The sequence below is a fragment of the Rothia sp. HMSC036D11 genome (assembly GCF_001814205.1).
GTDB lineage: Bacteria > Actinomycetota > Actinomycetes > Actinomycetales > Micrococcaceae > Rothia > Rothia dentocariosa.
The window spans coordinates 343,680-368,506 of the sequence record NZ_KV815315.1 but is presented as its reverse complement, the minus strand read 5'-3'; the positions used below and the strand labels follow the sequence as shown (position 1 = coordinate 368,506).

The window sequence follows — 24,827 nt, the reverse complement described above, 5'->3', positions numbered from 1 at the left end:
GTCTAGCAAGGATAGTTAGTGAAGATTCCCAACATAGTGTGAGCACCCCAAACCCTCGGGGTAAGTCTAGCAAAGATAGTTAGTGAAAGAGTACAGAAATTTATATCAGAGTCTAGGAAGAAACAAGATCGAGTTTGATATAAATCTAAAATCATTACTATGGTGCAAAACTCTGTGTCAGTGAATGTACTTCCTGTGAGGATAAATTTTCTGTAGGGGGCTCCTATTATCTCCTGTGACGCATATCATGCTTACTGGAGTTGGTGGGGTATTTCCTTAACTGTATAGTTATATATGTTGTTCGGGCGGGTCCCGAAAAACAGTCCGGCCCCATCGTATAGCGGCCTAGTACTCCGCCCTCTCACGGCGGCAACACCGGTTCAAATCCGGTTGGGGTCACACTAGGAAAAGAGAATTCCCCGGTTCAGGCGAACCAGGGAATTCTCTTTATTTTTATAAATGTCGAAGCGGGTCAGGAAAAAGCACTTATATAACCTTTTTGGCAAAACCTAACCCGCTTGCATCATAATGTGAATAACTAGAAACGGGGGAGCAGCTTACTTATTCTCCCCGCCCGCACTGGCAGAAGCATCTGCTGCGGCAGGAGCACGGTGCACCATACGCCACGTTCCCTCAAGATAGTGAGCTGTCACCTGACCCGAGACAACGCCGCTCGGCACCTTAAAAACCTCAGGAAGCGGCTGCGAACGGTTCGTCGTCTTCGTATACACCGCAGACTCCCGATTAACCTTCATCGTTGTCTTCCAGGTATAAAATCCGTTCTTCTCATCCTTCGTTGGGTGATCTGTATCCAAAGACATTGTCAACGGGTTCTGCACGCCAGTCACCCAGCCAGTCTCTGAAGCGTACATATCCTGCATGAAATCGGCAATAGTTGTGTAATCGCCCGTATGATCAATATTCGTGAAATAGTTGCCGTCACCCGTCAAAAGCATATAATTCAAAGTCGCGAGCCAGTAAGTTACAAAGGCATGTAGGCCCTCAACCGAATCCTCACGCAGTTTCGCGGGTTCCACCGGAACAGGCACATGCTGCGCCGGATGCTCCTGTGTGCCAGGTTCAAATTCACCAGACGATCTGTAGTTCTCCAACTTCAACTCGCCCTTAAAACTAGGACCAGAAGGGGTAGCAGAGGCAGAAGCAGTAGAATGTGATGGCGATGTAGCCTTGGCAGATGCGCTAGCACTTGGCGCCGCATCCTTGTTCTGCGACGAGCACGCGGTAAGAGTAGCTATAAAACCGGCACCTACAACAGTGAAAGCGCCACGACGCGACATTGATCTCATGAGAAACCTTCCCATCAAAAACGTTTCCGCCTGCGCGAAAAACTTCACAAGAATAGAACGTAAAAATATATACGTTCTCTATAAAATCTACCGGTAAAACCCTAGCACACCTAAAATGTGTGGAGATCTCTAAGGAGCCTTAGTACCACCGGGCGAAGCCTGCGAGCCGTCGTCCTTGAGCATGCGCCATGCCCCATTCTCATATTGAGTTATTACCGAGACCCTAGACCCAGACTGCATAAGGTCATTAAGAGGGTAAGTCTCCTGAGCCCGCGAATTATAGATTTCAGTACCTTCACCAAACTCAACGGTAGCAATCCACATATACGATGTTTCACTCCGCGGATTCTTCACCGGTTTTGCAGAGTTGAGTGAAATTTTCATGGGATGCTGTTCCCCAAGAACCCACACTACACCGCTGTCGTACAAAGCTTTATAAAGATCAATACTTTCGGTGTAATCGTCAGCCGGATCAGCTTTACGCAACAGAGCACCGTCACCCGTTAAGTAAAGATAATTTTGTGCCTCAACCCAGAAGGCAATGAACGAATACATACCGTCCACAGACTCTTCATGCATATTTTCTGGTTCCACAGGAGCCGGTACGTTCTCTGCCTTATGCTCGCGGGTGCCCGGTTTGAACTCACCTTTAGAATCGTATTTCTCTAGTTTTACAGGTCCTTGATAGTTCTTCCCGGAACTTTGCAGACCCTCCGATGCTGATGGGGAAGCCCCCGCCGCCGAGGCTGCGCTCTCGGCAGATGCGGTACCACCGGGTGAGGGAGAAGCATCATTACCTACCGGCTGAACCTTTGGCGTACAGGCAGTAACCGTTGCCGCTGTGAGACCCGTACCGGTCAAATACACAGCTTGGCGACGTGAAACTAGAGTCATGATGCCCTTTCAAATCTGTACTAATTCCATCATAACGTCATCCTGCACGTGAAACATGGAAAATTTCTATTTCTCAAGGATAGATTTACGGGGCTCGAACTCCTTATAGGATTCTCAAGGGTCCGATCTGTATCTAGCCTTTCAAAAGATGAGCATATTGTTTGCGTACTTTCGCTACCTTAGGCCCAACTACTACGGAACAGTACCCCTGATATGGGTTCTTCGCGTAGTAATCCTGGTGGTACCCTTCTGCTTCCCAAAACTCAGTCAGCGGTTTAATCTCGGTGACAACTAGGGCGTCGAAGAATGACTGAGCTCGCTCTTTCGCAGCCTCAAATGCAGCCTTCTGTTCGTCAGAGGAATACAACAGAACAGAACGGTACTGCGAACCACGGTCGGCACCCTGCTGATCCCAACTTGTCGCATCGTGTGCGGCGAAGAAAATATCCAAAATCGCGTCTTCACCTATAACCGATTCATCAAAATCAACCCGAACAACCTCGTGATGCCCCGTCGTTCCCGAGCATACAGACCGGTAATCGGGGTTTTGGGTGTGCCCGCCCGCATACCCGCATACGCTTGCTTTTACACCCTGGAACTGCCGAAAAACAGCGTCAATACACCAAAAACAACCGCCGCCAACAACAAAGCTTTTCATAAGACCTCTCCCACAGATAGATGTACATTCCTTTACAGCGTAGCTGTATCAACTATTATTCCCCGTCCTACCCGAGGTCTGCTACGGGACGTGTAATAGCTCGTCTTTCTGCTGCTAGATGCCACAATAGAATCATGACAACACCTACGCTATCCCACATTGTTGATACTTTTCATAGCCTGTATCCGCCGCATCTTGCCGCTAGCTGGGACTCTTCCGGGCTAGTCTGCGGACGTTTACAGGTACCCGTCGAACATGTGCATTTTGCGGTTGATGCCATATCAGCAACCGCCCAAGAAGCCGTAAATCTTGGGGCCGGTCTTCTTATTACTCACCACCCGCTTCTTTTGCGTAGTACCAGCTTCATACCCGACTCCGATTACAAAGGCAACGTGCTCCATACCCTCATTGAAGGCGGATGTGGCCTGCTCGGTGCGCACACCAATGCTGATGCCGCCGTCGCCGGTGTCAACGAGGCTCTCTGTGAAGCGCTTAATCTACAAGGATGCGAACCGCTGACTGATCAGCAGCAACAGGAACTTGCAGGTGAGGAATACTGCGTTGGAACAGGTCGTGTAGGTGTTCTTGTCCGTCCTCTTACATTGCAGGAACTCTCTGAAGAACTAGCTGCTGCTCTTCCTGCAACAGCGGGCGGGCTGCGCGTTGCGGGATCCCCACAAAAACTTATTCGCCGTGTTGCCCTCTGCGGAGGCGCCGGTGACTCGTTGTTTGATGCCGTGCGGGCATCTAAAGCCGATGTCTATATCACTGCAGATTTACGGCATCACCCCGCCAGCGAGTTCCGGGAACAAGAACTTGTGCGAGGTACCGATACTGCACTCATCGACTGTTCGCATGCTGCAAGTGAATCTTTATGGTTAAATCGTGCTGCGGAACGTCTGCAAGAAACCCTAGCGGGCCAGGGATACAGTATTGAAATTTCGGTATCCTCGCTAAATACCGACCCCTGGGATTTTCATGTAAGCACTGGACAAACCATTGGTTCGGCAAGCACACCTCGCTAAAAATATTTAGAGCAGCCCGACGGGACTTCTAAAATAAATGTGAGAAAAGCTCATATTTTGCAACATGCATTACTATTTTTCCTGAATATTTTTCTGTTAATAATACTGCGGCGGCCAATAAAACATAAATATGGCGTGACCCTAGGAAAATAGGGACACGCTATATTTCTCTAAAATCCGATTGTTAATGTTTCATATGTGCATAACGATAAATAAACGCCGCCATTGCTTCACGTGAAATAGGCTCATAGGGATGGAAGGAACCATCCGACCACCCGGTCGTAATACCTGTGCTGCGAAGCCAGACAATCTCTTTATAGAAAGGCTCGTCTGGGCTCAAATCCCAAAAAGGAGAAACCTCAGGTGCCTCGAACTGAGGCTTGCCCGCGAAGCGGTAGAAGAATGCCGCCATAGCATTACGATCTACCAAGTCATGCGGGCGGAAAGTTCCATCAGACCAGCCAGTGGTAAGACCCTGCTGATGGAACCACACCATTTCCTTATACCACATATCGTTAGGAGAAACGTCTGTGAAAGGCGACTTTTCGGGAAGATCAACTTGCGGGGAGCCTGCCAGACGATAGAAATAAACAGCTATACCCGAACGCTCAATATAATCTTTCGGGTGGTATGTGCTATCTGGGTAACCGATCGTGATTTTACGGTTAAAAAGCCAAGTAATCTCATTATAAAAAGCAGAAGATTCAGGAACGTCAATAAAACGTTTCTGAGGTGAAATGGTCTGCGGAGTTGCGTTACCTTCCACCTGATTCAGGGTCGAGAGATCCTCCTGTGCAACAACGGCAGGTTGCCCCTGAGGATCAGTCTGAGACTGCTGAGTCTCTGCAAAGACGGGGGTGCTAGGTGCAAGAGTAGCGCCAACTAGGGTAAGTGAGCATATAGTCGTGGGAGCTTTACGAAGTTTAAAAGTGAAAGACATACAATAATCCATCATGGCTAGTGCGATATGACTCCCTACAATGTACCAGGGATGTCATATATGGTAAAGGATCTTCGAAGATATTTATAAAACTGTTATAAACCTTGTGGGAAAATTCTCTGGACACATTCTTAGAAAATGTGCCGAGTATACAGAACCTATTTCCTCTACACTTCGAAATTAGAATATAACAGTTCTTTCTTCAGGGTGTTGATAGCGGGAGAATTCTCGTAGATACCAGAAGAGTACACGCTATATTCACACCTGAAAAATCTATTCACGAATAATAAGGGTCAGTGTTCCTGCTTTCTTGGGCGTCGGTAAGGTACATTCAAGTTCCCAATCGCGGTCAAGCGCCTCCAAGAATTCTGAAATGCCCGCTGTACCTTCAAAAGGTCGCTCGGCAAGGGCATGAGTGATCACGTAGCGAGCTAACTTTCCGCGATAATGCTTTGCCATATGGGAAACAACCTTGCGTGAACCATCTGCTGCAACGCGTTCAACACGAACCGCTAATGTCTGGGCTGACGGCGATACCCACGATTTCGCGTAAGCGCTAGAACGGCAGTCAAGAATGAGCTGCCCCTGCGCGTATGCAGTCAAAGCATTTCCCAAAGCTCCGCGCCAATATGTGGCCAGAGCCCCTATAGCGCCAAGCTTGGTTCCCATAGACAGACGATACGCAGGAATATGATCTTCAAGTTGCACCACACCCCATAAAGCAGATGAAATAAGAACGGACTTCTGGGCCAACTCCCGTTCATCGGGGGAGAAACTGGCGTAATCCAGCGCCTCAAAGAGCACACCCGTATAGACTTCAGCCGCCGGATGAGCAGGTTCCTCCACTAACCGCGTGTTTCGTTCAATCTCTGCCGTGAGCGATGCACCCACCCCGAGGACATCTAGAGCGTCTTCCTGAGCGGAAACTCGCATGAGTTCTTCCAGCACATCTTCACGTTCGGTTGTGAGCTCTGGAAACGATAACTCGGCAAGATTAACTGGTGCGTGTGTGCGAGGCGCAGGGGTCTTACCCTCAGAAGGAGGCAGAAGAATCAGCATGCCTCTTATTCTACCGGGCAGAAATAGAGCAGCGATAATAACTCCGCTAGAATAGAAGGCTGAAGCAGGGTGCCTGGGCAATCGCGATATACCTCTTCTGATGGGTATGTCGAGGAAAGTCCGGGCTCCACAGCACAGCATGGTGGATAACATCCACTCGGGGTAACCCGCAGGCTAGTGCCACAGAAAGTAAACCGCCTCATCAAGGTAAGGGTGAAAGGGTGGTGTAAGAGACCACCAGTGGGTGCGGTGACGTGCCCAGCTAGGTAAACCCCATGCCGGAGCAAGGCCAAACAGAACACGCCATGATAGGGTAGTGCGCCCGAGCCTGAGGCGCGTGTTCGGGTAGGCTGCTTGATGCTTATGGCAACATAAGCCCTAGATAGATGATTGCCTCAGGTACAGAGCTTTCATCGGTACCGATGACAGAACCCGGCTTATAGGGCACCCTGCTTCTCATGACGCTCGTATACAACACCGGTGCGCCTAATTCTGTGTATCAAGAATCAGGCGCACCGGTAGTGTGGATGATTTTATGTTTTTAATGTCCGAACGGGTCAGGATCTACACCGGGCATCCAACTATTACCCTCAACAGTCCAGCCTTCGCGTTTAACAACTTTCTTCATGCGAGAGGTCCATTTTTTATTAAGACGATTCACATATAGTTTTCCATCAAGGTGGTCGGTCTCGTGCTGCATACAGCGGGCAAACCAGCCGGTTGCCTCAAACCTGAGCGGATTGCCTTCGACATCAAATCCATTGACAGTAACCCACTCAGCACGTTTGAGAGGAAAACCGTAGCCCGGGAACGAAAGACACCCTTCTTCTTCGTCATGGGGGTCGGGTTCTGCCGCGGACACCTTGCCGAGAGTTAGCCTGGGATTAACGATGCACCCGCGGGCAGGAACACCATCTTCATTTTCCATCTGGTAGGTAAAAACTCGTAAACCTACCCCGATTTGAGGAGCCGCGAGACCCACTCCGTGGGCTGCATCCATAGTTTCATACATATCGGTAACAAGAGCTTTGAACTCATCGTCAAAAGCCGTGACCGGAGCAGCTGGGCGGTGCAAAACGGGATTGCCATAAATAACAACAGGGCGAATAGCCACAGATAAATCCTTCGTTCTCGAAATCACAAGGTAAAGAGCTATTGATAGAGTATATTGGCGTCTACTCAGCGAGTAGGTCAAATCCTATGCTATCGCGCAGAAGCTCGTTTGTACCCCCAAAAATAGGCAGTAGCCGTGCCGCGAGGAACGCTTGGGCTACAGGATGCTCATTAATATAGCCATAGCCGCCGAAAAGCTGCAGACACCGATCGGTAATTGTGCAGGCTTTTTCAGAGGCAAAGACCTTGGCTTTAGCGGCGTCCTCAGCGGTAAGCTCCCCAGCGTTAAAAGCCGCTATAGCGCGTGCCACGTAGAGTTCGGAAAGTTCTGTATTCATGAGAGCATTAGCTAGTTCAAAACGGGTATTCTGAAAATCTGCCACACGAGACCCAAAAACCTTACGTTCTTTTACATACTCTAGTGTGGCGTTGAGAGTAGTCCTGCTGATGACCGCGGATGCAGCGGCAATCGCTAAGCGCGCTTGGGGCAGATGTTGTTTAATATAGGTCAAGCCTTGACCAAGCTCACCGATAAGGTTCTCAGCGGGAACACGTACATTCTCGAAGAATAGCTCGGCAGTATCTGAGGCCCGAATACCCATCTTGTCGAGCTGCCGTCCCGGGGTGTAACCTTCAGATTTTTCGACAAAAAAGAGGGAGAATGAATCCTCAGAAGCACGTTCAGAGGAACCATCGGTGCGGGCCAACACGAGGGCTGCATCCCCCGAAATACCAGAGCCGATAAAAGTCTTCTGCCCGTTGAGAAGGTAAGAGTCCCCATCGCGCACTGCGGATGTGCGGCATGCCCGCAGATCGGAGCCTGCGCCTGGTTCTGTAAACGCGCATGAGGACACAAGGTCACCGCTTACCATTTGGGGCAGCCAACGTTCCTTTTGCTCATGTGTACCGTATGCGAGTAAATAGGGGAGCACCAGATCCTGTTGAAGATGCACTGCGAGCGCAAACCCATATCCTCCAACGGTTGCGAGTTCTTGGGTTAGAACTAATTGATACTCGTAATCGGACAGCTGAGCTCCGCCAAATTCTTCGGGGACAGCAAGTCCTAATACTCCTGCTTCTCCGGCGGCTTGCCATACTGAGCGAGGCATAATATGTGCTTGTTCCCATTCGGGGTAGTGAGGGGTTATTTCGTGTGCCACGAATTCACGGACTGCTTCTCGGAACAGCTCATGGTCTTCAGAAAATGTCAGAGTTGATTGCACAGAAAATCCTCTTTCCTCAGGGGAATAAAACATATAAAGTCTAGTAGGTAAAGCTATAGGGTCGCTATGGGGATTACCATAACGACCCTAGTGACGGGGTGATCGACGGGGGTTGAACCCGCGACCTCCTGGACCACAACCAGGCGCTCTGCCAACTGAGCTACGACCACCATGTGCATCATGCGGTTTCCCGCGCGATTGCAACGGATACTACTCTACATGAGTTCGATAACTTGTGACAAATCAATTCAAGGTGATACGCGGCACGCTATATGCGGTTTTTAGAAGTTGTGATGTTGAATTCTAGAAGGGTGCCATTTCAGATATTTGATCGCTTTGTTTCTCATACTCAAAACTATTTGTAGGTTCTGAAGATTGTTGAACAGTCTGGTGCGTATCTGTAGATGCTGAAACAGTGTTTTTGGGTTGTGACAATTCCCGTTGAGGTGAAGATGCTGTTCCTCGTGGTCCAGCTTTTTGAAGAGCGCGGTTTGGGTATTGCTGTGTACTCGATGGTTGTTGGGGAGCGGCATGGCCGTCCTGCGATACATCCTTCTGAATCGGGTTTGTTGTGTCATCCTGAGTGTGGGATTGCGTCCCGCTGTGCTCTACAGTGCGTGAGAATGTGCTGGTGCCGAAGGTAAGGTCAAGACCGATACTGCTGGCATCAACTTCGACGGATGCACCTTGAGAACCATCTTCGCGCTGCCACTGTTGTGTGCGAACGCGCCCGGTGAGGAGTATGGGACTTCCCACTGTGAGGGAGGCGGCGATATTTTGTGCCAGCTTGCGGTAGGCGCAGACAGTGTACCAGCTTGTTTGTCCCTCGCGCCAGGAGTTTGTTGCTGAGTCAAACCAGCGTGGCGTGCTTGCCAACCTGAAATTGACGACTGGAATTCCGGTCGGAAGTGTGCGTAGCTGTGGGGCGGTTGCGGTAAACCCGCGTAGGATAACGGTATCAGCCATGATAGAGCTCCCTGAAATGTTAGGTGGTGTGTTAATTAGATAATGTGCATCCCCTGTCAAAGTGGGACGCGGTTTTTCTAGTGTGCCTCAATGGAGTGTGATAAAGAGAGCGTTGTATGTGCACCTGTGGATAGCCTATCTGAAAGGGACAAGAATTCTGATCCTGTGGATAGACAGGAGAGGCGGGGAACTTCTGATATGTGTCACAATATTGGTAAAGAAAACCCTTTATCTCTGGATTTCTTTCTAGCTCTATAAACCCCTATCCTTGTAGTGCAATACCGGTGGATTCGGTTTTAGCATGAGAATTTTTCTCATTCGTAAGCTTTATGAGCACACTAAATCTAACAGCATATCTATGCCGCAGACGTACTGGAGAACATCGTGACAAAGTCTAAAAGGCCTCCTACGCCGAATCTTCGCGATTTTAAGAAGATTGCCGATGTAGACCCGCGCAAGATTTTGCCTCCAGATATGGATCCTAAGAACAAGCGTTTTCTCTATACTGCTTTGGCTATTCTTGTGATCATCGTGCTGATTATTGCCGTTATCTATATTGGGCGGCATAGCCAAGGCGGGCTGTTGGGTAACCCTAGTGCCTCATCTTCTGCTACAGGGGACGGCGAAGAGCAGAACGTCAAAACTGAGTCTCTGGAAGAGGTCAAGAACCCGCATGATGCGGTTGATCCAGCCACAGCATATGCACCTAACTTATCGACGGCGAAGAAGGAGCTTGCTGCCCTGCCTGTGAAAGAGCGGGCATCAAAAGCCGGATATACGCGTGAGCAATTTGGTGCTGCCTGGGACGATGTCGATCATAATGGATGTAATACTCGTGATGATATTTTGCGTCGTGATTTAACAAATATTCGTTTCAAAGCGGGAACTCGTGCTTGCACCGTACAAACCGGAACTCTTGACGATCCTTATACCGGCAGGACAATCGAATTTAAACGAGGTAAGAAGTCTTCAAGTGCCGTTCAGATCGACCATGTGGTGGCGCTTTCGAATGCGTGGCAGACCGGGGCTCAAGATATTGGCGAGGAAAAACGTCGTGAGCTCGCGAACGACCCCGAGAACCTGGTAGCAGCAGACGGGCCCGCAAATATGCAGAAATCTGATGCCGATGCTTCTGATTGGCTTCCTGGCAATACGGCCTACCGATGCACATATGTGGCGCGACAGGTGCATGTAAAAACAAAGTATCAGCTATGGGTCACTGCCGATGAAAAACGCGTTATGGAGAACGTACTGAACTCGTGTAAAGACACGAACCCTGTGAAGAAATAACGGTACACACCTGTTTGCAAGAATGCGCAGGTGGTTACGGGGTTATCGGTACAAGCACGAGCGCCGTTCCCTCAGAATGAGGGAACGGCGCTCGTGTGTACGGGTACCCCAGGAGGGAATCGAACCCCCGACCAAGAGATTAGAAGGCTCCTGCTCTATCCTCTGAGCTACTGAGGCATGCATTTCACTGTCTTCGATATCGGTGTGAAATACATTTATAGAGTACACCGAAAAGTCACATTATGGTAAACGAACTCGAAAAATGACACAAATTTATGGAAAAAATCCTGAATCGCCATAGCATGGTTCCGCGCCATGACAGGGGTTTACGCCCAAGTGTCCGCCGAGCTTAATGTTTTTGTAATATTTGACGGGTGCGCCGCGCACGGAGCTTTTCACGTGTCTGAGGGAAGAGCTGCCACCACATCCGTGTGATAGTTCGCTTTACCTGATGTGGGTGGAAGCTCAAGTACACCATACGTCGCGTTGCCGGGTCTAACGCCATCAGATAGACGATATAGGCCAGACAGATCAAAATGGCGATAAGACGCGCCATTCCCTGGTTGAAATCGTTCAGATATGGTGAGATGTACAGCTGATCGCATACCGCATACGCCATAAAGAACAAGGTTGTCACAAAGTACCACATCAGCTGGAAGTGAGAACGCAGACCTGTCGCGGCAATCATAGGAACAGCCCAGAGAATGTACCACGACTGAATCATCGGGCTGAAAAAAAGCATGGCGAGAATCGCGAGGCCTGCGTACCGCACCACATTACGGTATCGACCGACAAATGCGAAGCTTAACGCGCTCAGGATGCCTAGAAGTTTGCCAATATTCTCAAGAATTTTCTTAACAGTATCGAAAGAGTCGCCGTGTGCGAAAAGCCCAATGAACCCGATCACCAAGCCGATGGGAGTGTACCAAATGTACTGACCGCCCGTAGTAGAGAGCGCGCTGACCCAACCGAAACCAAGGTCACTTATGTAACCTAAAATAGCGAGCTCGGCAAGAAGAATAATTCCTGAGATAAACCAGATAGTGAATTTGCGTACCCAGCTGGCGTTATTACCCGCCCACAGTAAGCCAACAAAGGGGAGTACCACAAGCGCTAGAGGCTTCACCCCGACGCCGAAAGTCACCATCGTAACGCCAAGAACGCCACCATAGACATTGGGGTATCGCTTCGCAAAGTAGAGACCTGCAAGCATAAACATGGTCATCAAGGAATCGTTGTGACCACTCGCTATGAAAGAAGCTATGAACAGGGGATTAGCGCCTACCTGCCAGAGCGCTCGCGTTTGATTATATTTGTAAAGCTGTGCGAGTTTTACGACAAAGAACAAGATGCCGATAACGGCGAGGACGCTGACAAGACGAAACAAGAAAATGGCGAGATCGATATTTCCATCGACGATGCGAGCGATGAATTCTTCGATTTTGAGTGAGATAGGCCCGTAGGGCGGAGGAGACTCAGCCCATTGCGGATCCGCACCATTTTGCATGAAGTTCGCTATCTCAGAAACCCCCTGTTTATAGGGGTTCAGTCCGTGAGCCATAACCATGCCCTGCCCATAGTAGGAGAACATATCGCGACTATAGATAGTAAGAGCAAAAACCTGGGGCAGCGACCAGCAGGTAACAATTGCGATCATCCACCTGAGCGAAGAATTATTCCAGGTACCCATCTTCTGATAGATACGCAGCCACTCACGGCACATAATCATGGCGCCTAGCGAAAGTGCGATAATACAAACGATTACCCACGAAACTTCATAACGTATAGTGCGTATCAGGTTATTGCGCCAAAAACCTGAGCTATCTGCAATCCAGCCAACGCCGTATGAGCTGAGAGTGATAAGAATAGAGCCAAAGGCACCCAGCAGCAGCGTGCGAAGACGGTTACTGTCAATGTACTTTTGCAGACGCGGCGACGTTGCGGTGGGCTTTGTAAAAAATCTTGACCGCCACTGCATATACCGCGTTTTCATGCGTTAGGATTCCCTTCACTAGGGGTTTTAGCTCTACATCCAATACGCTCTCCATAATACCCGAGCACCTTCATTGTCTCCTGTGTGAAACCCACAAGACTACCGTTCTTCGCACGTGTTTTAGCTCGCGTGTGGAGAAGGTTTAATTCTCATATAGGTCACAATCAAACTTTTTAGGGCGGTAGATACAGAAAAATAAGAAAGCTATGAACTGCTGTAGCTGGGAGAGTACGTAGAAAATCTGTAGAGTTAAAGCGTGAGTATTTCAAGTGAACGTATTGTATGGATTGACTGCGAAATGACCGGGCTCGATCTTACACAGGATGCACTGATTGAAATAGGTGTTCTTGTGACGGATTCTGATCTCAATATTTTGGGTGAAGGCGTGGAGCTCGTGATCAAACCCGGTTCTGAGGCACCCGCTGGAGCTCTTGAGAACATGAATAGCTATGTGCGAAATATGCATGAGTCTTCGGGGTTGCTAGAGGACCTTGAACACGGCGTATCTATGCATGAAGCGCAGGAAGCAGTTCTTAAATACGTCAAGAAGTATGTTCCCGTAGCGGGCAAAGCGCAGTTGGGCGGAAATTCAGTCGGCATGGATAAACGCTTTTTGGAGCGCGATATGCCAGATCTTATGAAGCATTTGCACTACCGCGTAATTGATGTATCGACGATCAAAGAACTCGCTGCTCGCTGGTACCCGGCTGCTCGTCATAATGCGCCAGTTAAGACCGGAAACCATCGTGCTCTCGGTGATATTAAAGACTCGATTGATGAACTCAAATACTACCGTCGCGCAATTTTTGTTCCAGATGCACCGGATGCGATTACCGCAGCTCGTATAGCTCGCGACGTGGAAGCAGAGCGTCAGACTCTTGAAGAGGCGTAAGAGATACGTCGTCTTAGGCTCTGAAAACGTGCTTCGATAGAAGCGCTCGTAGTTGCCCACCGGCTACGGCATCTGCCATAATAAAAACTGTGTTTGCACTGGGCACGCCCCTGCCGTAGGGGGAAGAGCGACCATAACAGTGCGGACCTTAGAACATCAATCATGTTCTAAGTTAATAGAACTTCTATCCACCTCTTGGGCGATAGATTTAATCGAGTCTATTTGACCTGCGGCAGATGACTCAGGAGAGCAACACATGCAAACTCTTGATTTTCTCGACAAGAAGTCCCTTCGTGACGACATTCCCGAATTTGCACCCGGCGACACCCTGAATGTTCATGTGAACATCGTTGAGGGTAAGAACCGCCGTGTTCAGGTTTTCAAAGGTTTTGTTGTTGGACGCCAGGGCGCTGGTATTCGCGAAACCTTCACTGTACGTAAGATTTCCTTCGGCGTTGGTGTTGAGCGTACTTTTCCGGTGCACTCCCCGGTAATTGAGAAGATTGAGCTTGTTAGCCGCGGCGATGTTCGCCGTGCCAAGCTGTACTATATGCGTGATCGCCACGGTAAGGCAGCTCGTATCCGCGAGAAGCGCGAGTTCTAAGACATATCAAGGTCATGGAGTTAGCCGAATCTTCGGCAGAACCTCAGATGAGGCGTCATTCCGTTAGGGGATGGCGCCTTGTTCTTGTGGCTTGCGCTCTTGCACTATGCATTATGCTGGGTATCCGTACCTTTATAGCGGATGTTTACTATATTCCATCTGACTCTATGGAGCCTACCTATATGCCCGGGGATCGTGTTTTAGTCTCGAAGCTGTCTGATAGCTCCCACATACATCGAGGCGATATTGTCGTTTTTGATGGTACTGGGTCACTGTCGCCTTATAAATCAGGGGACGGGTTCTGGAACGACCCAGTAAAACACACCGGGCAGTGGTTGGGCCTAGCTCCTACAGAAACCGTTTACATCAAACGAGTGATTGCACTTGAGGGTGATACCGTATCCTGCTGTACCGACCAAGGCGAGATAACTCTCAACGGAGAGCCTCTAGACGAGCCTTATATCTACCCACAAGACTCACCTTCAACCACAGAATTTAACGTTGTAGTACCGCGCGGACGCATGTGGGTCATGGGCGATCACCGCTCGGTATCAGTTGACTCTAGGTCTTTACTAGGAGCACCTGGTGGAGGGCTAATCCGAACCGATAAGATTATTGGAACCGTGGATTTTCGTCTCCATTTTTGACATCTGTGTATGTCTACAGGCGTAAAACCCTCAAATAAACTGCATTTGAAGAGCAGACACCTATACAATAGCTAAGAACCATTCGCCCCTAGAAAGGTCTTCGATATGGCTAACCAGTACGGCTCATCACGTTCATCACGCGATGAGAACTCCGTCCCAGCTAACTATCAGCCGCGGAGTCGCCGTGAGCGCCGGGAGCTTGAAGAGCGCCTGGTCTATGAAGAACAAGAACAGTCGTACATTGAGTCGCAAGAAGATCCAGAGGGCGAGTATACGGATTATGCTTATGAAGACGAGCAGGATGTGTATGAACCGGAAGAATACGATGCCTCAGAGTATGTGGAATACCCGGAATATGAGGAAGAACCAGTAGATTTCGAGGAAGCCTCAGCTGAATATGACGATTATCCTTCCGAATATGATGGTAATGATGAGGCAGAATATACGGAAGACATAGAAGCTGATGAGGAAGAACTGGAGACAGAGCCCGCTCCAGCTCTCAGCGCTAAAGAAGAAAAGAAGCGAAGGAAAAAAGAGAAACAGGCTTTGACCCTCAAACAAGCGCAAGCCGAGGGCCGAGTAAGTGAATGGGCTTGGACTCAAGTTCGTGAAACAGGCACAATCATCCTTTATGCTCTGATTATCGCTTTCGTTATTAAAACATTCCTGATTCGCGGCTTTTACATTCCCTCAGGGTCTATGGAAAATACTCTGCAGGTTAACGATCGCGTCTTCATCAACGTTGCCGGGTCGTATTTCAATGACCCCAAACGTGGTGATGTTGTTGTCTTTAAAGACTCACAGGGCTGGATTCCCTCAGGGCAGAAGAGCTCCAACCCCATTTCCGATGGACTTACCTTTGTTGGTATCCTACCCGACACATCCTCAAACTACCTGGTGAAACGAGTCATCGGTCTGCCTGGTGATACGGTAGAAAGTGATGGTAGCGGAAAGATCAAGGTTAACGGTGTTGAGATCACGGAACCCTATCTACACCCCGGGTCAAACCCCTCAGACATTCCCTTTAAAGTGACGGTACCCGAAGGAAAATATTTTATGATGGGTGACCACCGTGATAACTCTGCCGACTCCAGGTTTCACATTGCCGACGGGCACGCCTTCATCCCACGAGATGACATAGCGGGAACAGTTTTCGTGATTGCCTGGCCGCTGAACCACTTCGGAATGTTGGAAGACGAAAAGAAGGTCTTCGACTCGGTCCCTAACCCGTAATTGACCAGTATGAACATATTGCCCATCCACGAGGTGGAATAGGAAGAAAATCCTATTCCACCTCGTACCTATAAAACGGGTATACCTCATATACACGATGTTTATATAAGCGATACCAAGCCCCTCGTCCGTTGGTGTTTTCACGTGGAAAGATAAGACTACACATGCATAGCGCGAATCTTGAGCATGAACAAAAACTTTTTACCGCAGGGTATCGCTTGATCGCTGGTCTCGACGAAGTCGGGCGTGGAGCATTGGCAGGCCCCGTAAGCGTAGGTGTTGCCGTGTTAGACCAACAAAATCAGCAGATACTTGAAGGACTCACGGATTCAAAAGCCCTAACCCCAAAACGCCGTGAAGCCCTTATACCGCGTATCCAAAAATGGTGTTCCTACACTATTGGGCACACTACACCCGCCGAAATAGACGTTTTAGGAATGACCTACGCACTACGACTGGCGGCGCAGCGAGCGCTCGCCGCTCTTGCGCATCGAGGTTTATACCCTGAGGCCGTACTTTTGGATGGGAAACATGATTGGCTTAGCCCTCAGCCTGCGAACCTGCTCGATTCTATAGACCCTGTATACCGTCGGTATGAGGAATTGCTTCACCGCGTATGGAACGGTGCTAACTCGGCCGTAGAAAAAGGTTGGAGTGGTCCAGTCACCACGATTATTAAGGGTGATTATCAGTGTGCTTCTATAGCTGCCGCCTCGGTGATTGCCAAAGTCGATCGTGATGCCTTTATGGAATCCTTATCGGCAGAGAACCCACACTACGGCTGGGCGAAGAACAAGGGGTATGGGTCTGTGGCGCATCGTCAGGCTATTAGCGAGTATGGACCTAGTATTTATCATCGTCTTTCATGGTCGTTACCGGCTACAGAAGAGCAACTGACGAATACACGTATCGGTCGCAGCGAAGTATTGAAAGTTTCGGGAGAAGACGGGGAAAGTTAATGAGTGCAGAAGAACTGGAAAACTATGAGACCGATGCTCAACTAGCATTATACCGGGAGTACCAAGATGTTATGTCGCTATTTAGCTATGCCGTTGAAACGGACCGCCGGTTTTATCTCGCAAATAAGGTTGATGTAACGCCTCAGATCCGGGAGGGAACCATATACTTTGAGGTCGTGATGAATGATGTGTGGGTGTGGGATGTTTTTCGCACTAATCGGTTCGTCAAGAATGTTCGAGCTTTTTCGACTCGTGACGTAAATGTTGAAGAACGGCTACCAAATCAGGACTTTACGGTGCCAGAAATTGCTGATCTTCCCGATGACTTAGGATAAAAGCGACCGTAGCGCGACAAAAAACTGAGCTTAATATAGCGGTTTATAGCTGGCTCTCAGACTCAAATTTTTGGGGTTAATGGGAAGTTTTCGCATAAATCGCTGTGGATAACAAAGAAAAGTGTCCCACTCCCTTAGGTTTTCCACAAATCTCAGAGTAGAGCCCGCGTACTATGGATACAGCGGTCATAGTAGAGGCAAGAACATCTGCTATGCGCCAAGAATCTGGGGAGCTAGTGAGCTTCGCATGAGTTTTGGTGTTCTCATGAGGAGCCACTATGACAGCTATAACGTCGCGCACGCCATCGAGCCGCACACTGGGAAAGTCAAGCTGGAGTCGTAGACCTGCGAAGGCACATCGGGTGGGGCGCTGGGGCGAAGACCTAGTTGCCCAGATTCTTAGTGTTAATGGGTACCGGATTCTGGAACGTAATTGGCGTCCGCCCGCAGGGCTAGATATTCCGTTGCGGGGAGAGCTAGATCTTATTGCTATTACTCCCCAGGACGAGCTGGCTTTTATCGAAGTTAAAACTCGATCCTCAGAAGAGTACGGGCATCCTTTTGAAGCTATCAATGGTGATAAGGCTAAACGCACACGTGAACTCGCTATACTATGGTGTCGTCTACGCGAGAACCTTGATTTTGGGCATTTTCGTGTTGATGCTATTGCAGTGACAGGAACTCCTGAAAAGTTCACCTTCGAACACTTGATGGGGGTGGCGTAGTGGGGTTTGCACGTACGTACTCTGTAGCTTTGGTTGGGCTTCACGGCCATATCGTTGATGTTGAGGCGGATGTATCTCAAGGGCTTCCCGGGTTTGTGCTCTTGGGCCTTCCTGATACAGCTCTTAACGAATCTAAAGAGCGTGTTCGCTCTGCCGCTAAGAACTCAGGTATTTCGTTAACACAGCACAGACTCACCATTAACCTGACACCCGCAACACTGCCTAAGCGTGGCTCTGGGTTTGATCTTGCGATGGTAATCGCGGCTCTGCAAGCTGAACGAAATTTACATCCTAGCGGCGATTGCGTTTTTCTTGGGGAGCTAGGGCTCGACGGTTCTTTGCGGTCTGTTCCTGGCATACTGCCAGCTGTAAAAGCTGCCGCTGATGCGGGGCACTCGCGCGTAGTGGTGCCCCATGCCAACGTTGCAGAGGCATCGTTAATCCCGGGAATTCAGGTTGCCGGATTTCGGTGTTTGGCAGAAGTATTTTCTGCTTTCGGAGCGAGCACAGAGAACCTGAAATATCCACCAGCGCCGGTTGAGTCGATGACTCCAAATCCTTCTGCGCATACTGCGGTATTAGCTGATATGTCTGATGTTGCGGGGCAACAACAGGGAAGATTTGCCCTCGAAATTGCTGCCGCCGGGGGACATCATATTTTGCTGCAGGGTCCTCCCGGATCTGGGAAAACAATGCTGGCAGAGCGGCTTCCTACTATTCTGCCGCTTCTTGATGATGAAGCAGCTATGGAGGTAACAGCGATTCAATCGCTCTGCTCATCGGACGCATCTTTGAGCGAACTAGTGCGTATACCGCCTTTTGAAGCTCCGCACCATAGCGCATCTGCACCCGCTATTTTGGGAGGAGGTAGCGGAATCCCGCGACCGGGTTGCGTTTCAAAAGCCCATCGTGGAGTACTTTTTCTGGACGAAGCTCCAGAGTTTAAACGTACAGTGCTCGACTCGTTGCGCCAGCCTTTGGAGAGCGGAGAAATAGTTCTTGATCGAGCTGCGGCCTCAGCAATTTACCCGGCCCGGTTTCAATTAGTTCTTGCTGCCAACCCTTGCCCTTGTGGAATGAACGTAGGTACCGGTGCTGATTGCACCTGTACCCCTCGTGAGCGACGCTCATATTTCAGTCGTCTATCGGGACCACTTCTTGACCGTATAGACCTTAATCTGATGGTTCCTAAAGTATCCTCCGCCGAGCTTGCCAGCCAAGAACGCGGGGAAAGTTCTCGCAGTATTCGAGAAAGGATTATCACAGCTCGTGCTGCCCAGGTGGAAAGATTATCTCCCTTTGGGTTACGGGTTAACGCTGAGACGAATGGAAAAATTCTACGTGGACCGCTTCGGCTGAACTCAACCTTGGTACAAGGTCTTAACCGAGCCGTAGACCGGGGCACTTTAACAGCGCGCGGATACGATCGCGTGTTACGCACCGCATGGACTCTGAGCGACCTAGACGGCACGACCTCACCCCAACAGGAACATCTTGATGTGGCTTTATTCCTGCGGCAGCAGGGTGGGCATCAAGGGCTATAAAAATTATCCACGTTGATGGAATAAACGAGCATAGTGAAGAGAGAACTATCATGCCAGACGTACTTTTAGACGTAGAAAACCATACATATTTTCAACAGCTAATGATGTATCGCCGGAAAGAGCTTGAAAGCCTAGACCAAGCGTACATCCCGGAACCTTTTGAAAGTTCAACACCGTTTCAGTGGCGAATAAATGCGAAGTTGCAGGATGAAGAAGCCGAGCTGCTATTTGAGGAAAACCTGGAACCGGAAGAACGGATACGCCAGGTGCGAGCCTATATTCGGTTATGTACCGCCCTTATTATGCGCTTTGCTGATCCTGCGGATCCTCTGATCGTTGAGGGACTAAAAACTTTGGGGGCTCCGCTTACTTTGTATTGCGTGACTAATCCGGAAGGAATGACGGAAACGTGGTGGAATGGGGGAGAACCCAGCGAAGAAATTGCCGATGTACTTCGTGCCGCAGGGGTCAGTTATACACCCGGTCAGCATTCCATGAGCTATGAGGACTTTACTCGTGGTATCGCGAAGAAGCGTAGGAGATGGCAGGGACGTCAGCGATTTGAACCTCGACGTGAATGCGCTATGGCGGTATCTTGCGGTATATGGCTTGTAACCCCTGTTGATGATTTTTGGCCTAACCACCTTCAAGATTTAGGGGATGAAACTCCGTATGGTCTGTGGGGCAAGGGTGATCCCGCAAAATTACGGGTACTAACAGCGTATTTTCAAAAATGTGTTGCGGTCGTAGGGTCGCGTGATGCGAGTGTATACGGGGCTGATGCAACATCCTATCTGGTCCATGAGTTAACGCAGAAGGGCCACATTATTATCTCCGGTGGCGCTTATGGCATTGATGTGGCTGCCCATCGTGCTGCGCTTGCCGCAGGAAGTTCTGCGGTTCCTACGATTGCGCTCATGGCTGGAGGTCTGGATCATTTCTATCCCGTGCAGAACAGGGAGATTTTGCATCGTATTGTGGAGGAAGGCCTTATTCTGAGCGAAGTGTCCATTGGGAACACCCCTACCCGGTGGAGGTTCTTGGAACGTAACCGTCTTATCGCTGCCCTTTCACACGATATTGTGGTAGTAGAAGCACGCTGGAGGTCTGGAGCCCTCAACACCGCTCGGCATGGTCTTGAAATTGGACGAGAACTTTGGGCTGTTCCAGGGAATATTAATTCTCCGAATTCTGTAGGCTGCCACAGGCTTATCCGGGATGGTCATGCTCATATCCTGAGCGAGATACAAGATATTCTGGAAGCTCGTGAAGGGTTCGATGCTCTGCAGGAAGAAAAGCAAAGTCATGATCACGAGCAAAGTACAATTCTCGATACCATGTCGGAGGCGCAGGGACGGCTTTGGGACATGATGTCCCCGCGGGCCTATCGATCGGCGGAAGAACTTGCGGGCCACATCGGCTTGCCTTTGCGCGGTACTATGGTAGAACTGAGCCAATTGGCGCAACAAGGTCTGGCAGAAACCGATGGGTTCGGGTGGCGTAAAATACGGCAGGCAGCTCGCTCAGCATCATAGCTTAGTACATGGACTTGCTAGCCTCGCAGAAGAGATAGGGACAGAGAGGAGGAAGGCGAAATGACAGCAGCATTTTGGGATGATAATAAAGAGCTTTCAAAGACTTTACCTATGCCCGATGCAGTTTTACCGGAAAGTTCATTAGCCCCTACCCTCCCCATATCAGCAAGCCAGCAGGATTCCACCCCAGACCTTGCTCCCGCCTTATCTGGAGAAGTATTTTTACCTATTGTCGAGCATTTCGAACGTTATCTCAGGTACGAGAAGTATCGTTCCGAAGAGACTATCCGATCGTACATATCTGATCTCTGCGGTTTTTTCGGCTTTATCGGACGACGGGGAATTAGCCGTGTTGAAGATGTAAACCTGCAGCTTATCCGTGAATGGCTGGGGTCTATGCACCTAAAACAAAATGCCAAGACAACTGTAGCTCGACGTGGTTCGACCCTGCGCACTTTTTTCAGCTGGGCTCATGAGGAAGAACTCATCGTAGAAAATCCTACCCGGGGAATGAGTACGCCTAAGCGTGACCGACATCTTCCTGCTGTCCTGAGTCAGGAACAGATGAGCTCCGTTTTGGACACCGTAGCACTGCGATGCCGCGAAAATCCGCAGGATATCCGGATGCTGAGGCTTTGGGCTGCTCTAGAGGTTCTGTACTCATCGGGTATGCGTATCTCAGAACTTACAGGCTTGAATCTATCGAGTATAGACCGAGCTAATAAGACGGTTCGCGTTATCGGTAAAGGTAATAAAGAACGTGTTGTACCATTGGGAACCCCCGCGATGAAAGTTCTTTCACAGTGGGTCAAAATAGGGCGCCCGTATTGGATAGCCAAAGGTTCACGCGATGTAACTGCCCTGTTTATAGGGCCACGCGGCAAACGTGCAAACCCTCGACAAATTCGTGAAGATATTAGCCGAATCCTACGTACACTTGAGAATACCGAGGTTTCAGGGGCACATGTCCTTCGTCATTCTGCTGCAACTCATCTTGTTGACGGAGGGGCAGACATTCGTACCGTTCAAGAGCTGTTAGGGCACGCATCGCTCTCAACGACACAGATCTATACCCATGTCTCCATGAAACGTTTAGCAGATACCTATATTCGTGCTCATCCGCGAGCTTGATTGTACGGAAGCGGAAAAGGCTATTGAAGTTTTTCGTGTGCTTGCCCTGCGCGGTAAGCGAAAAATGATGACGTTACAAGAAGCAACTGGTACTTAGAAGGCATAAGATGTCAAGACCAATATCCAGCGGAGCCTGTGGTGGGCGCTTATGGAATATACCGGCTAGGACAAAAGATGAGTAGAATATCTCTGGAGCGTTTATCATAATATGTGGCATTTTGAGCTACTCCGTACGATGATAAAGCGATAGAATACTATACGCGAGAGCGTCATGAGCTATTTGAAAGGTCAAGAATGTACGCTATTGTCTGCCCCGGTCAAGGATCTCAAAAAAAGGGCTTTCTCACTCCTTGGCTTGAGATTGTCGGAGTTCGTGAACACCTTGAGCGTCTCTCACAAGCAGCAGAGCTTGACCTTATCCATTACGGCACCGAAGCCGAGGAAGAAGCTATTAAAGACACCGCTATTGCCCAGCCTTTGATTGTTGCTGCAGGTATTGTCACCGGGCGTCTAACGCTTGCTCGTCTAGGATCAGAGAATCTACTTTTCGCGGGGCACTCCGTAGGAGAAATTACAGCAGCTGCGCTTTCTGGAATTCTTAGCGATGAAGATGCTATGCGTTTTATTCGCGTTCGTGCCACCGGCATGGCTCAAGCCGCCGCTGCATCCCCAACCGGTATGGCAGCAGTCCTGGGCGGCGATGAAGAAGAGGTTCGTGAAGCAATTAAAGCGGCGCAGCTAGTTGCAGCCAACTCCAATGGCGGTGGACAAATCGTTGCAGCAGGCGCACTTGACGCTCTTGAAAAATTCACTGAGAATCCACCGGCGCGTACTCGTGTTATTCCGCTTAAAGTTGCTGGTGCCTTTCACACAGAAGCTATGGCCCCGGCCGTGGAACCACTCAAGAAATTTGCAGACACGATCACGGTTGAAGATCCAAAGCACAAAATTTTGAGTAATCGCGATGGCTCTGTGGTCGCTTCCGGACAGGAATTTCTCGATTCTCTCGTCAAGCAGGTTACAAACCCTGTGCGGTGGGATCTGTGTATGGCTCAGATGTTGCAAGACGAAGTCACCGATATTATTGAGGTAACACCTGCAGGAACCCTCGTCGGATTGGCAAAACGCGCAATGCGTGGTGTACCTTTCACCGCCATTAACGCTCCTGAAGACCTCGAAAAATTTGGTGCATAGGTTTAAGGCGTATCAGGTCAGACCCACGAAAAAACAGCTCAAGGAACAGTAAACACGTGACTACCCTCAAACAATATGAGAACAATCGTTACTCCCGCATTTTAGGCTATGGGGCTTCCCGTGGTGAGGTGATTGTTCATAATAACGATATCGTTGAAGCTATCAACTCGTCTGATGAGTGGATTAAGCAGCGTACCGGGATTTCAACCCGACATCGAGCTAGCGAAAACCAAACCGTTAATGACCTTGCAATCGCAGCAGCTCATGATGCGCTCGCCAACTCACACGTGACGGGTGAACAGATTGATGCCGTTATTATCTCAACAATTTCCCACCCGTATGCTACTCCGTCACTAGCTGTTCTGGTTGCGGATGCCATTGGGTCTCGGTGTCCTGCTTACGATATTTCTGCGGCCTGCGCTGGCTTCTGCTATGGTATAGCTCAGGCAGATGCTATGGTTCGTTCTGGTATGGCGCAGAATGTTCTCGTGATAGGCGTTGAAAAACTTTCAGATTTTATAGATAATACGGAACGTTCTATCTCATTCTTGTTGGGAGATGGAGCGGGTGCGGCTGTTGTCAGCGTATCGGACGAACCCGGCATCGCCCCGACTATTTGGGGGTCAGACGGTTCCCGCTGGGGGACTGTCGGAATGACCCATTCCCTCCTCGATATCCGTAACCGTGACTTTGTCGTTAACCCTGTGCAGGAAGATGAAAAGATTTGGCCGACCCTGCGTCAAGATGGACCTTCAGTCTTCCGCTGGGCTGTGTGGGAAATGGCAAAAGTTGCACAGCAGGCTTTAGAATCGGCAGGTATTACTCCGGATGAGCTGGGTGCATTAATTCCGCATCAGGCTAATGCTCGCATTATCGATCAGATGGCAAAAACCCTGAAATTGCCTGAAAATGTCGCTATTGCGCGAGATATTGCTGATGCTGGTAACACGTCTGCCGCCTCCGTTCCTTTGGCAGCGCATCGTCTTTTGCAGGAACAGCCTGAACTTTCTGGAAAATTTGCACTACAGATTGGTTTTGGGGCCGGTCTTGCATATGCGGCACAGGTTGTTGTTCTTCCGTAAGTTATCGAGATCACTCTTAAGGTATCTGAATATACCTTTTATGAGATAGCTCAAATTCGTACCTGCAAACACTAGATTTTATAGTACGAATTTGAAAAACTCGGGGTTATTGTGTGAGATACTTACACAGACACGATAAACTCGATTATGCACATGCTCTTAACCAGGAGCGTGCTACCACTTCTATGACAAAGGAGCCCTTCATGGCTAACAAAGAAGAGATCCTCGCAGGTCTTGCTGAGATTGTAAACGAAGAGACCGGTGTTGAAGTTGAAGATGTTCAGCTGGATAAGTCCTTCACCGAAGACCTCGATATTGACTCTATCTCGATGATGACTATCGTAGTGAACGCTGAGGAAAAGTTCGAAGTTACTATTCCAGACGAAGAGGTCAAGAACCTCAAGACTGTTGGTGACGCAGTAGACTTTATCGCAAAAACAGCCTAAATTAGGCTGCCGACGGTGGGCGCGGGCAAGTA

Annotated in this window: 24 protein-coding genes, 3 tRNA genes and 1 other RNA gene; 17 read left to right on the top strand and 11 right to left on the bottom strand. The window is 49.5% G+C overall.

Features of this window, described 5'->3' with window-relative positions:
• Positions 1-326 precede the first annotated feature (326 nt).
• A tRNA-Glu gene (locus HMPREF2958_RS09750) sits at positions 327-399 on the top strand.
• 158 nt (positions 400-557) lie between these two features.
• Here the strand turns inward: HMPREF2958_RS09750 and HMPREF2958_RS09745 are convergent.
• The 3 genes from HMPREF2958_RS09745 to msrA form a co-directional block, all read right to left on the bottom strand.
• Positions 558-1,307 (bottom strand): DUF6318 family protein, encoded by a 750-nt coding sequence (locus HMPREF2958_RS09745; RefSeq protein ID WP_246828116.1) that lies wholly within the window; start codon positions 1,305-1,307, stop codon positions 558-560.
• Between the two features lie 129 nt (positions 1,308-1,436).
• The gene (locus HMPREF2958_RS09740) at positions 1,437-2,201 is read right to left on the bottom strand and encodes a DUF6318 family protein (protein WP_070697837.1); all 765 of its coding nucleotides are present in this window, start codon (positions 2,199-2,201) and stop codon (positions 1,437-1,439) included.
• Positions 2,202-2,334: 133 nt separating this feature from the next.
• Positions 2,335-2,859 (bottom strand): peptide-methionine (S)-S-oxide reductase MsrA, encoded by a 525-nt coding sequence (msrA, locus tag HMPREF2958_RS09735; protein ID WP_070697836.1) that lies wholly within the window; start codon positions 2,857-2,859, stop codon positions 2,335-2,337.
• Positions 2,860-2,993: 134 nt separating this feature from the next.
• On the opposite strand from msrA, the gene HMPREF2958_RS09730 reads away from it, so the two are divergent.
• Positions 2,994-3,884, top strand: coding sequence for a Nif3-like dinuclear metal center hexameric protein (locus HMPREF2958_RS09730; RefSeq protein WP_070697835.1), 891 nt, complete (start codon positions 2,994-2,996; stop codon positions 3,882-3,884).
• A gap of 184 nt (positions 3,885-4,068) precedes the next feature.
• Here HMPREF2958_RS09730 and HMPREF2958_RS09725 read toward each other — a convergent pair whose 3' ends face one another.
• Together HMPREF2958_RS09725 and HMPREF2958_RS09720 are read right to left on the bottom strand one after the other, a co-directional pair.
• Positions 4,069-4,824, bottom strand: a complete 756-nt coding sequence (locus tag HMPREF2958_RS09725; protein ID WP_246828115.1) for an S-layer homology domain-containing protein — start codon at positions 4,822-4,824, stop codon at positions 4,069-4,071.
• Between the two features lie 273 nt (positions 4,825-5,097).
• On the bottom strand, positions 5,098-5,883 hold the full coding sequence (locus HMPREF2958_RS09720) for a YaaA family protein (protein WP_070523664.1): 786 nt from the start codon (positions 5,881-5,883) through the stop codon (positions 5,098-5,100).
• Positions 5,884-5,948: 65 nt separating this feature from the next.
• Here HMPREF2958_RS09720 and rnpB point away from each other — a divergent pair.
• An RNA gene (gene rnpB / locus HMPREF2958_RS09715) (RNase P RNA component class A) lies at positions 5,949-6,339 on the top strand.
• An 85-nt stretch (positions 6,340-6,424) separates the two neighbouring features.
• Here the strand turns inward: rnpB and def are convergent.
• The 4 genes from def to HMPREF2958_RS09695 all read right to left on the bottom strand — a co-directional run bounded on the left by def (position 6,425) and on the right by HMPREF2958_RS09695 (position 9,185).
• The gene (gene def / locus HMPREF2958_RS09710) at positions 6,425-6,997 is read right to left on the bottom strand and encodes a peptide deformylase (protein ID WP_070523667.1); all 573 of its coding nucleotides are present in this window, start codon (positions 6,995-6,997) and stop codon (positions 6,425-6,427) included.
• A 61-nt stretch (positions 6,998-7,058) separates the two neighbouring features.
• Entirely contained in the window at positions 7,059-8,252 is a 1,194-nt protein-coding gene (locus HMPREF2958_RS09705) for an acyl-CoA dehydrogenase family protein (protein ID WP_013398949.1), read from the bottom strand.
• A gap of 64 nt (positions 8,253-8,316) precedes the next feature.
• Positions 8,317-8,389 (bottom strand) — tRNA-His (locus tag HMPREF2958_RS09700).
• A gap of 133 nt (positions 8,390-8,522) precedes the next feature.
• Complete coding sequence (locus HMPREF2958_RS09695) at positions 8,523-9,185, bottom strand: single-stranded DNA-binding protein (RefSeq protein ID WP_070697833.1); 663 nt, start codon at positions 9,183-9,185, stop codon at positions 8,523-8,525.
• 384 nt (positions 9,186-9,569) lie between these two features.
• On the opposite strand from HMPREF2958_RS09695, the gene HMPREF2958_RS09690 reads away from it, so the two are divergent.
• Positions 9,570-10,475, top strand: a complete 906-nt coding sequence (locus tag HMPREF2958_RS09690) for an HNH endonuclease family protein (protein WP_070697832.1) — start codon at positions 9,570-9,572, stop codon at positions 10,473-10,475.
• Positions 10,476-10,579: 104 nt separating this feature from the next.
• On the opposite strand, the gene HMPREF2958_RS09685 is transcribed toward HMPREF2958_RS09690, so the two are convergent.
• Together HMPREF2958_RS09685 and mptB are read right to left on the bottom strand one after the other, a co-directional pair.
• A tRNA-Arg gene (locus HMPREF2958_RS09685) sits at positions 10,580-10,652 on the bottom strand.
• A gap of 172 nt (positions 10,653-10,824) precedes the next feature.
• A complete protein-coding gene (mptB, locus tag HMPREF2958_RS09680) occupies positions 10,825-12,468 on the bottom strand; it encodes a polyprenol phosphomannose-dependent alpha 1,6 mannosyltransferase MptB (RefSeq protein WP_070697831.1) in 1,644 nt (547 codons plus the stop codon).
• A gap of 256 nt (positions 12,469-12,724) precedes the next feature.
• Here mptB and orn point away from each other — a divergent pair, with 256 nt between their 5' ends.
• The 13 genes from orn to HMPREF2958_RS09615 all read left to right on the top strand — a co-directional run bounded on the left by orn (position 12,725) and on the right by HMPREF2958_RS09615 (position 24,795).
• Positions 12,725-13,360 carry an oligoribonuclease gene (gene orn, locus HMPREF2958_RS09675; protein WP_004004529.1) on the top strand — a complete coding sequence of 212 codons (636 nt, stop codon included), beginning with the start codon at positions 12,725-12,727 and terminating at the stop codon, positions 13,358-13,360.
• Positions 13,361-13,616: 256 nt separating this feature from the next.
• On the top strand, positions 13,617-13,964 hold the full coding sequence (gene rplS, locus HMPREF2958_RS09670; RefSeq protein ID WP_004004530.1) for a 50S ribosomal protein L19: 348 nt from the start codon (positions 13,617-13,619) through the stop codon (positions 13,962-13,964).
• Positions 13,965-14,011: 47 nt separating this feature from the next.
• Positions 14,012-14,611: a signal peptidase I gene (lepB, locus tag HMPREF2958_RS09665; protein WP_246828114.1), complete on the top strand. Its 600-nt coding sequence runs from the start codon at positions 14,012-14,014 to the stop codon at positions 14,609-14,611.
• Positions 14,612-14,716: 105 nt separating this feature from the next.
• On the top strand, positions 14,717-15,844 hold the full coding sequence (gene lepB, locus HMPREF2958_RS09660; protein ID WP_070697829.1) for a signal peptidase I: 1,128 nt from the start codon (positions 14,717-14,719) through the stop codon (positions 15,842-15,844).
• 164 nt (positions 15,845-16,008) lie between these two features.
• Entirely contained in the window at positions 16,009-16,803 is a 795-nt protein-coding gene (locus HMPREF2958_RS09655) for a ribonuclease HII (RefSeq protein ID WP_070697828.1), read from the top strand.
• Positions 16,803-17,138: a DUF2469 domain-containing protein gene (locus tag HMPREF2958_RS09650; protein ID WP_013398957.1), complete on the top strand. Its 336-nt coding sequence runs from the start codon at positions 16,803-16,805 to the stop codon at positions 17,136-17,138. The genes HMPREF2958_RS09655 and HMPREF2958_RS09650 overlap by 1 nt, the downstream gene beginning before the upstream one ends.
• Positions 17,139-17,416: 278 nt before the next feature.
• A complete protein-coding gene (locus HMPREF2958_RS09645) occupies positions 17,417-17,863 on the top strand; it encodes a YraN family protein (RefSeq protein WP_246828113.1) in 447 nt (148 codons plus the stop codon).
• A complete protein-coding gene (locus HMPREF2958_RS09640) occupies positions 17,863-19,407 on the top strand; it encodes a YifB family Mg chelatase-like AAA ATPase (protein ID WP_070697826.1) in 1,545 nt (514 codons plus the stop codon). The genes HMPREF2958_RS09645 and HMPREF2958_RS09640 overlap by 1 nt, the downstream gene beginning before the upstream one ends.
• Positions 19,408-19,457: 50 nt before the next feature.
• Positions 19,458-20,942 (top strand): DNA-processing protein DprA, encoded by a 1,485-nt coding sequence (gene dprA, locus HMPREF2958_RS09635; protein WP_070697825.1) that lies wholly within the window; start codon positions 19,458-19,460, stop codon positions 20,940-20,942.
• A 60-nt stretch (positions 20,943-21,002) separates the two neighbouring features.
• The gene (locus HMPREF2958_RS09630) at positions 21,003-22,073 is read left to right on the top strand and encodes a tyrosine recombinase XerC (RefSeq protein ID WP_083313743.1); all 1,071 of its coding nucleotides are present in this window, start codon (positions 21,003-21,005) and stop codon (positions 22,071-22,073) included.
• 294 nt (positions 22,074-22,367) lie between these two features.
• The gene (locus HMPREF2958_RS09625; RefSeq protein ID WP_070697824.1) at positions 22,368-23,267 is read left to right on the top strand and encodes an ACP S-malonyltransferase; all 900 of its coding nucleotides are present in this window, start codon (positions 22,368-22,370) and stop codon (positions 23,265-23,267) included.
• A gap of 56 nt (positions 23,268-23,323) precedes the next feature.
• On the top strand, positions 23,324-24,349 hold the full coding sequence (locus HMPREF2958_RS09620) for a beta-ketoacyl-ACP synthase III (RefSeq protein ID WP_013398962.1): 1,026 nt from the start codon (positions 23,324-23,326) through the stop codon (positions 24,347-24,349).
• A gap of 203 nt (positions 24,350-24,552) precedes the next feature.
• A complete protein-coding gene (locus HMPREF2958_RS09615; protein ID WP_004004541.1) occupies positions 24,553-24,795 on the top strand; it encodes an acyl carrier protein in 243 nt (80 codons plus the stop codon).
• Positions 24,796-24,827: the final 32 nt, after the last annotated feature.

What these genes read in the sequence shown, in the direction of transcription:
- HMPREF2958_RS09705 (WP_013398949.1), bottom strand. Translation starts at nt 8,252, where the DNA reads ATGTTTTATTCCCCTGAGGAAAGAGGATTTTCTGTGCAATCAACTCTG.
- HMPREF2958_RS09650 (WP_013398957.1), top strand. Translation starts at nt 16,803, where the DNA reads ATGAGTGCAGAAGAACTGGAAAACTATGAGACCGATGCTCAACTAGCA.
- HMPREF2958_RS09740 (WP_070697837.1), bottom strand. Translation starts at nt 2,201, where the DNA reads ATGACTCTAGTTTCACGTCGCCAAGCTGTGTATTTGACCGGTACGGGT.
- HMPREF2958_RS09730 (WP_070697835.1), top strand. Translation starts at nt 2,994, where the DNA reads ATGACAACACCTACGCTATCCCACATTGTTGATACTTTTCATAGCCTG.
- HMPREF2958_RS09745 (WP_246828116.1), bottom strand. Translation starts at nt 1,307, where the DNA reads ATGAGATCAATGTCGCGTCGTGGCGCTTTCACTGTTGTAGGTGCCGGT.
- HMPREF2958_RS09625 (WP_070697824.1), top strand. Translation starts at nt 22,368, where the DNA reads ATGTACGCTATTGTCTGCCCCGGTCAAGGATCTCAAAAAAAGGGCTTT.
- HMPREF2958_RS09645 (WP_246828113.1), top strand. Translation starts at nt 17,417, where the DNA reads ATGACAGCTATAACGTCGCGCACGCCATCGAGCCGCACACTGGGAAAG.
- lepB (WP_246828114.1), top strand. Translation starts at nt 14,012, where the DNA reads ATGAGGCGTCATTCCGTTAGGGGATGGCGCCTTGTTCTTGTGGCTTGC.
- dprA (WP_070697825.1), top strand. Translation starts at nt 19,458, where the DNA reads ATGCCAGACGTACTTTTAGACGTAGAAAACCATACATATTTTCAACAG.
- HMPREF2958_RS09720 (WP_070523664.1), bottom strand. Translation starts at nt 5,883, where the DNA reads ATGCTGATTCTTCTGCCTCCTTCTGAGGGTAAGACCCCTGCGCCTCGC.
- mptB (WP_070697831.1), bottom strand. Translation starts at nt 12,468, where the DNA reads ATGAAAACGCGGTATATGCAGTGGCGGTCAAGATTTTTTACAAAGCCC.
- lepB (WP_070697829.1), top strand. Translation starts at nt 14,717, where the DNA reads ATGGCTAACCAGTACGGCTCATCACGTTCATCACGCGATGAGAACTCC.
- HMPREF2958_RS09655 (WP_070697828.1), top strand. Translation starts at nt 16,009, where the DNA reads ATGCATAGCGCGAATCTTGAGCATGAACAAAAACTTTTTACCGCAGGG.
- HMPREF2958_RS09695 (WP_070697833.1), bottom strand. Translation starts at nt 9,185, where the DNA reads ATGGCTGATACCGTTATCCTACGCGGGTTTACCGCAACCGCCCCACAG.
- HMPREF2958_RS09725 (WP_246828115.1), bottom strand. Translation starts at nt 4,824, where the DNA reads ATGTCTTTCACTTTTAAACTTCGTAAAGCTCCCACGACTATATGCTCA.
- rplS (WP_004004530.1), top strand. Translation starts at nt 13,617, where the DNA reads ATGCAAACTCTTGATTTTCTCGACAAGAAGTCCCTTCGTGACGACATT.
- HMPREF2958_RS09630 (WP_083313743.1), top strand. Translation starts at nt 21,003, where the DNA reads ATGACAGCAGCATTTTGGGATGATAATAAAGAGCTTTCAAAGACTTTA.
- HMPREF2958_RS09615 (WP_004004541.1), top strand. Translation starts at nt 24,553, where the DNA reads ATGGCTAACAAAGAAGAGATCCTCGCAGGTCTTGCTGAGATTGTAAAC.
- msrA (WP_070697836.1), bottom strand. Translation starts at nt 2,859, where the DNA reads ATGAAAAGCTTTGTTGTTGGCGGCGGTTGTTTTTGGTGTATTGACGCT.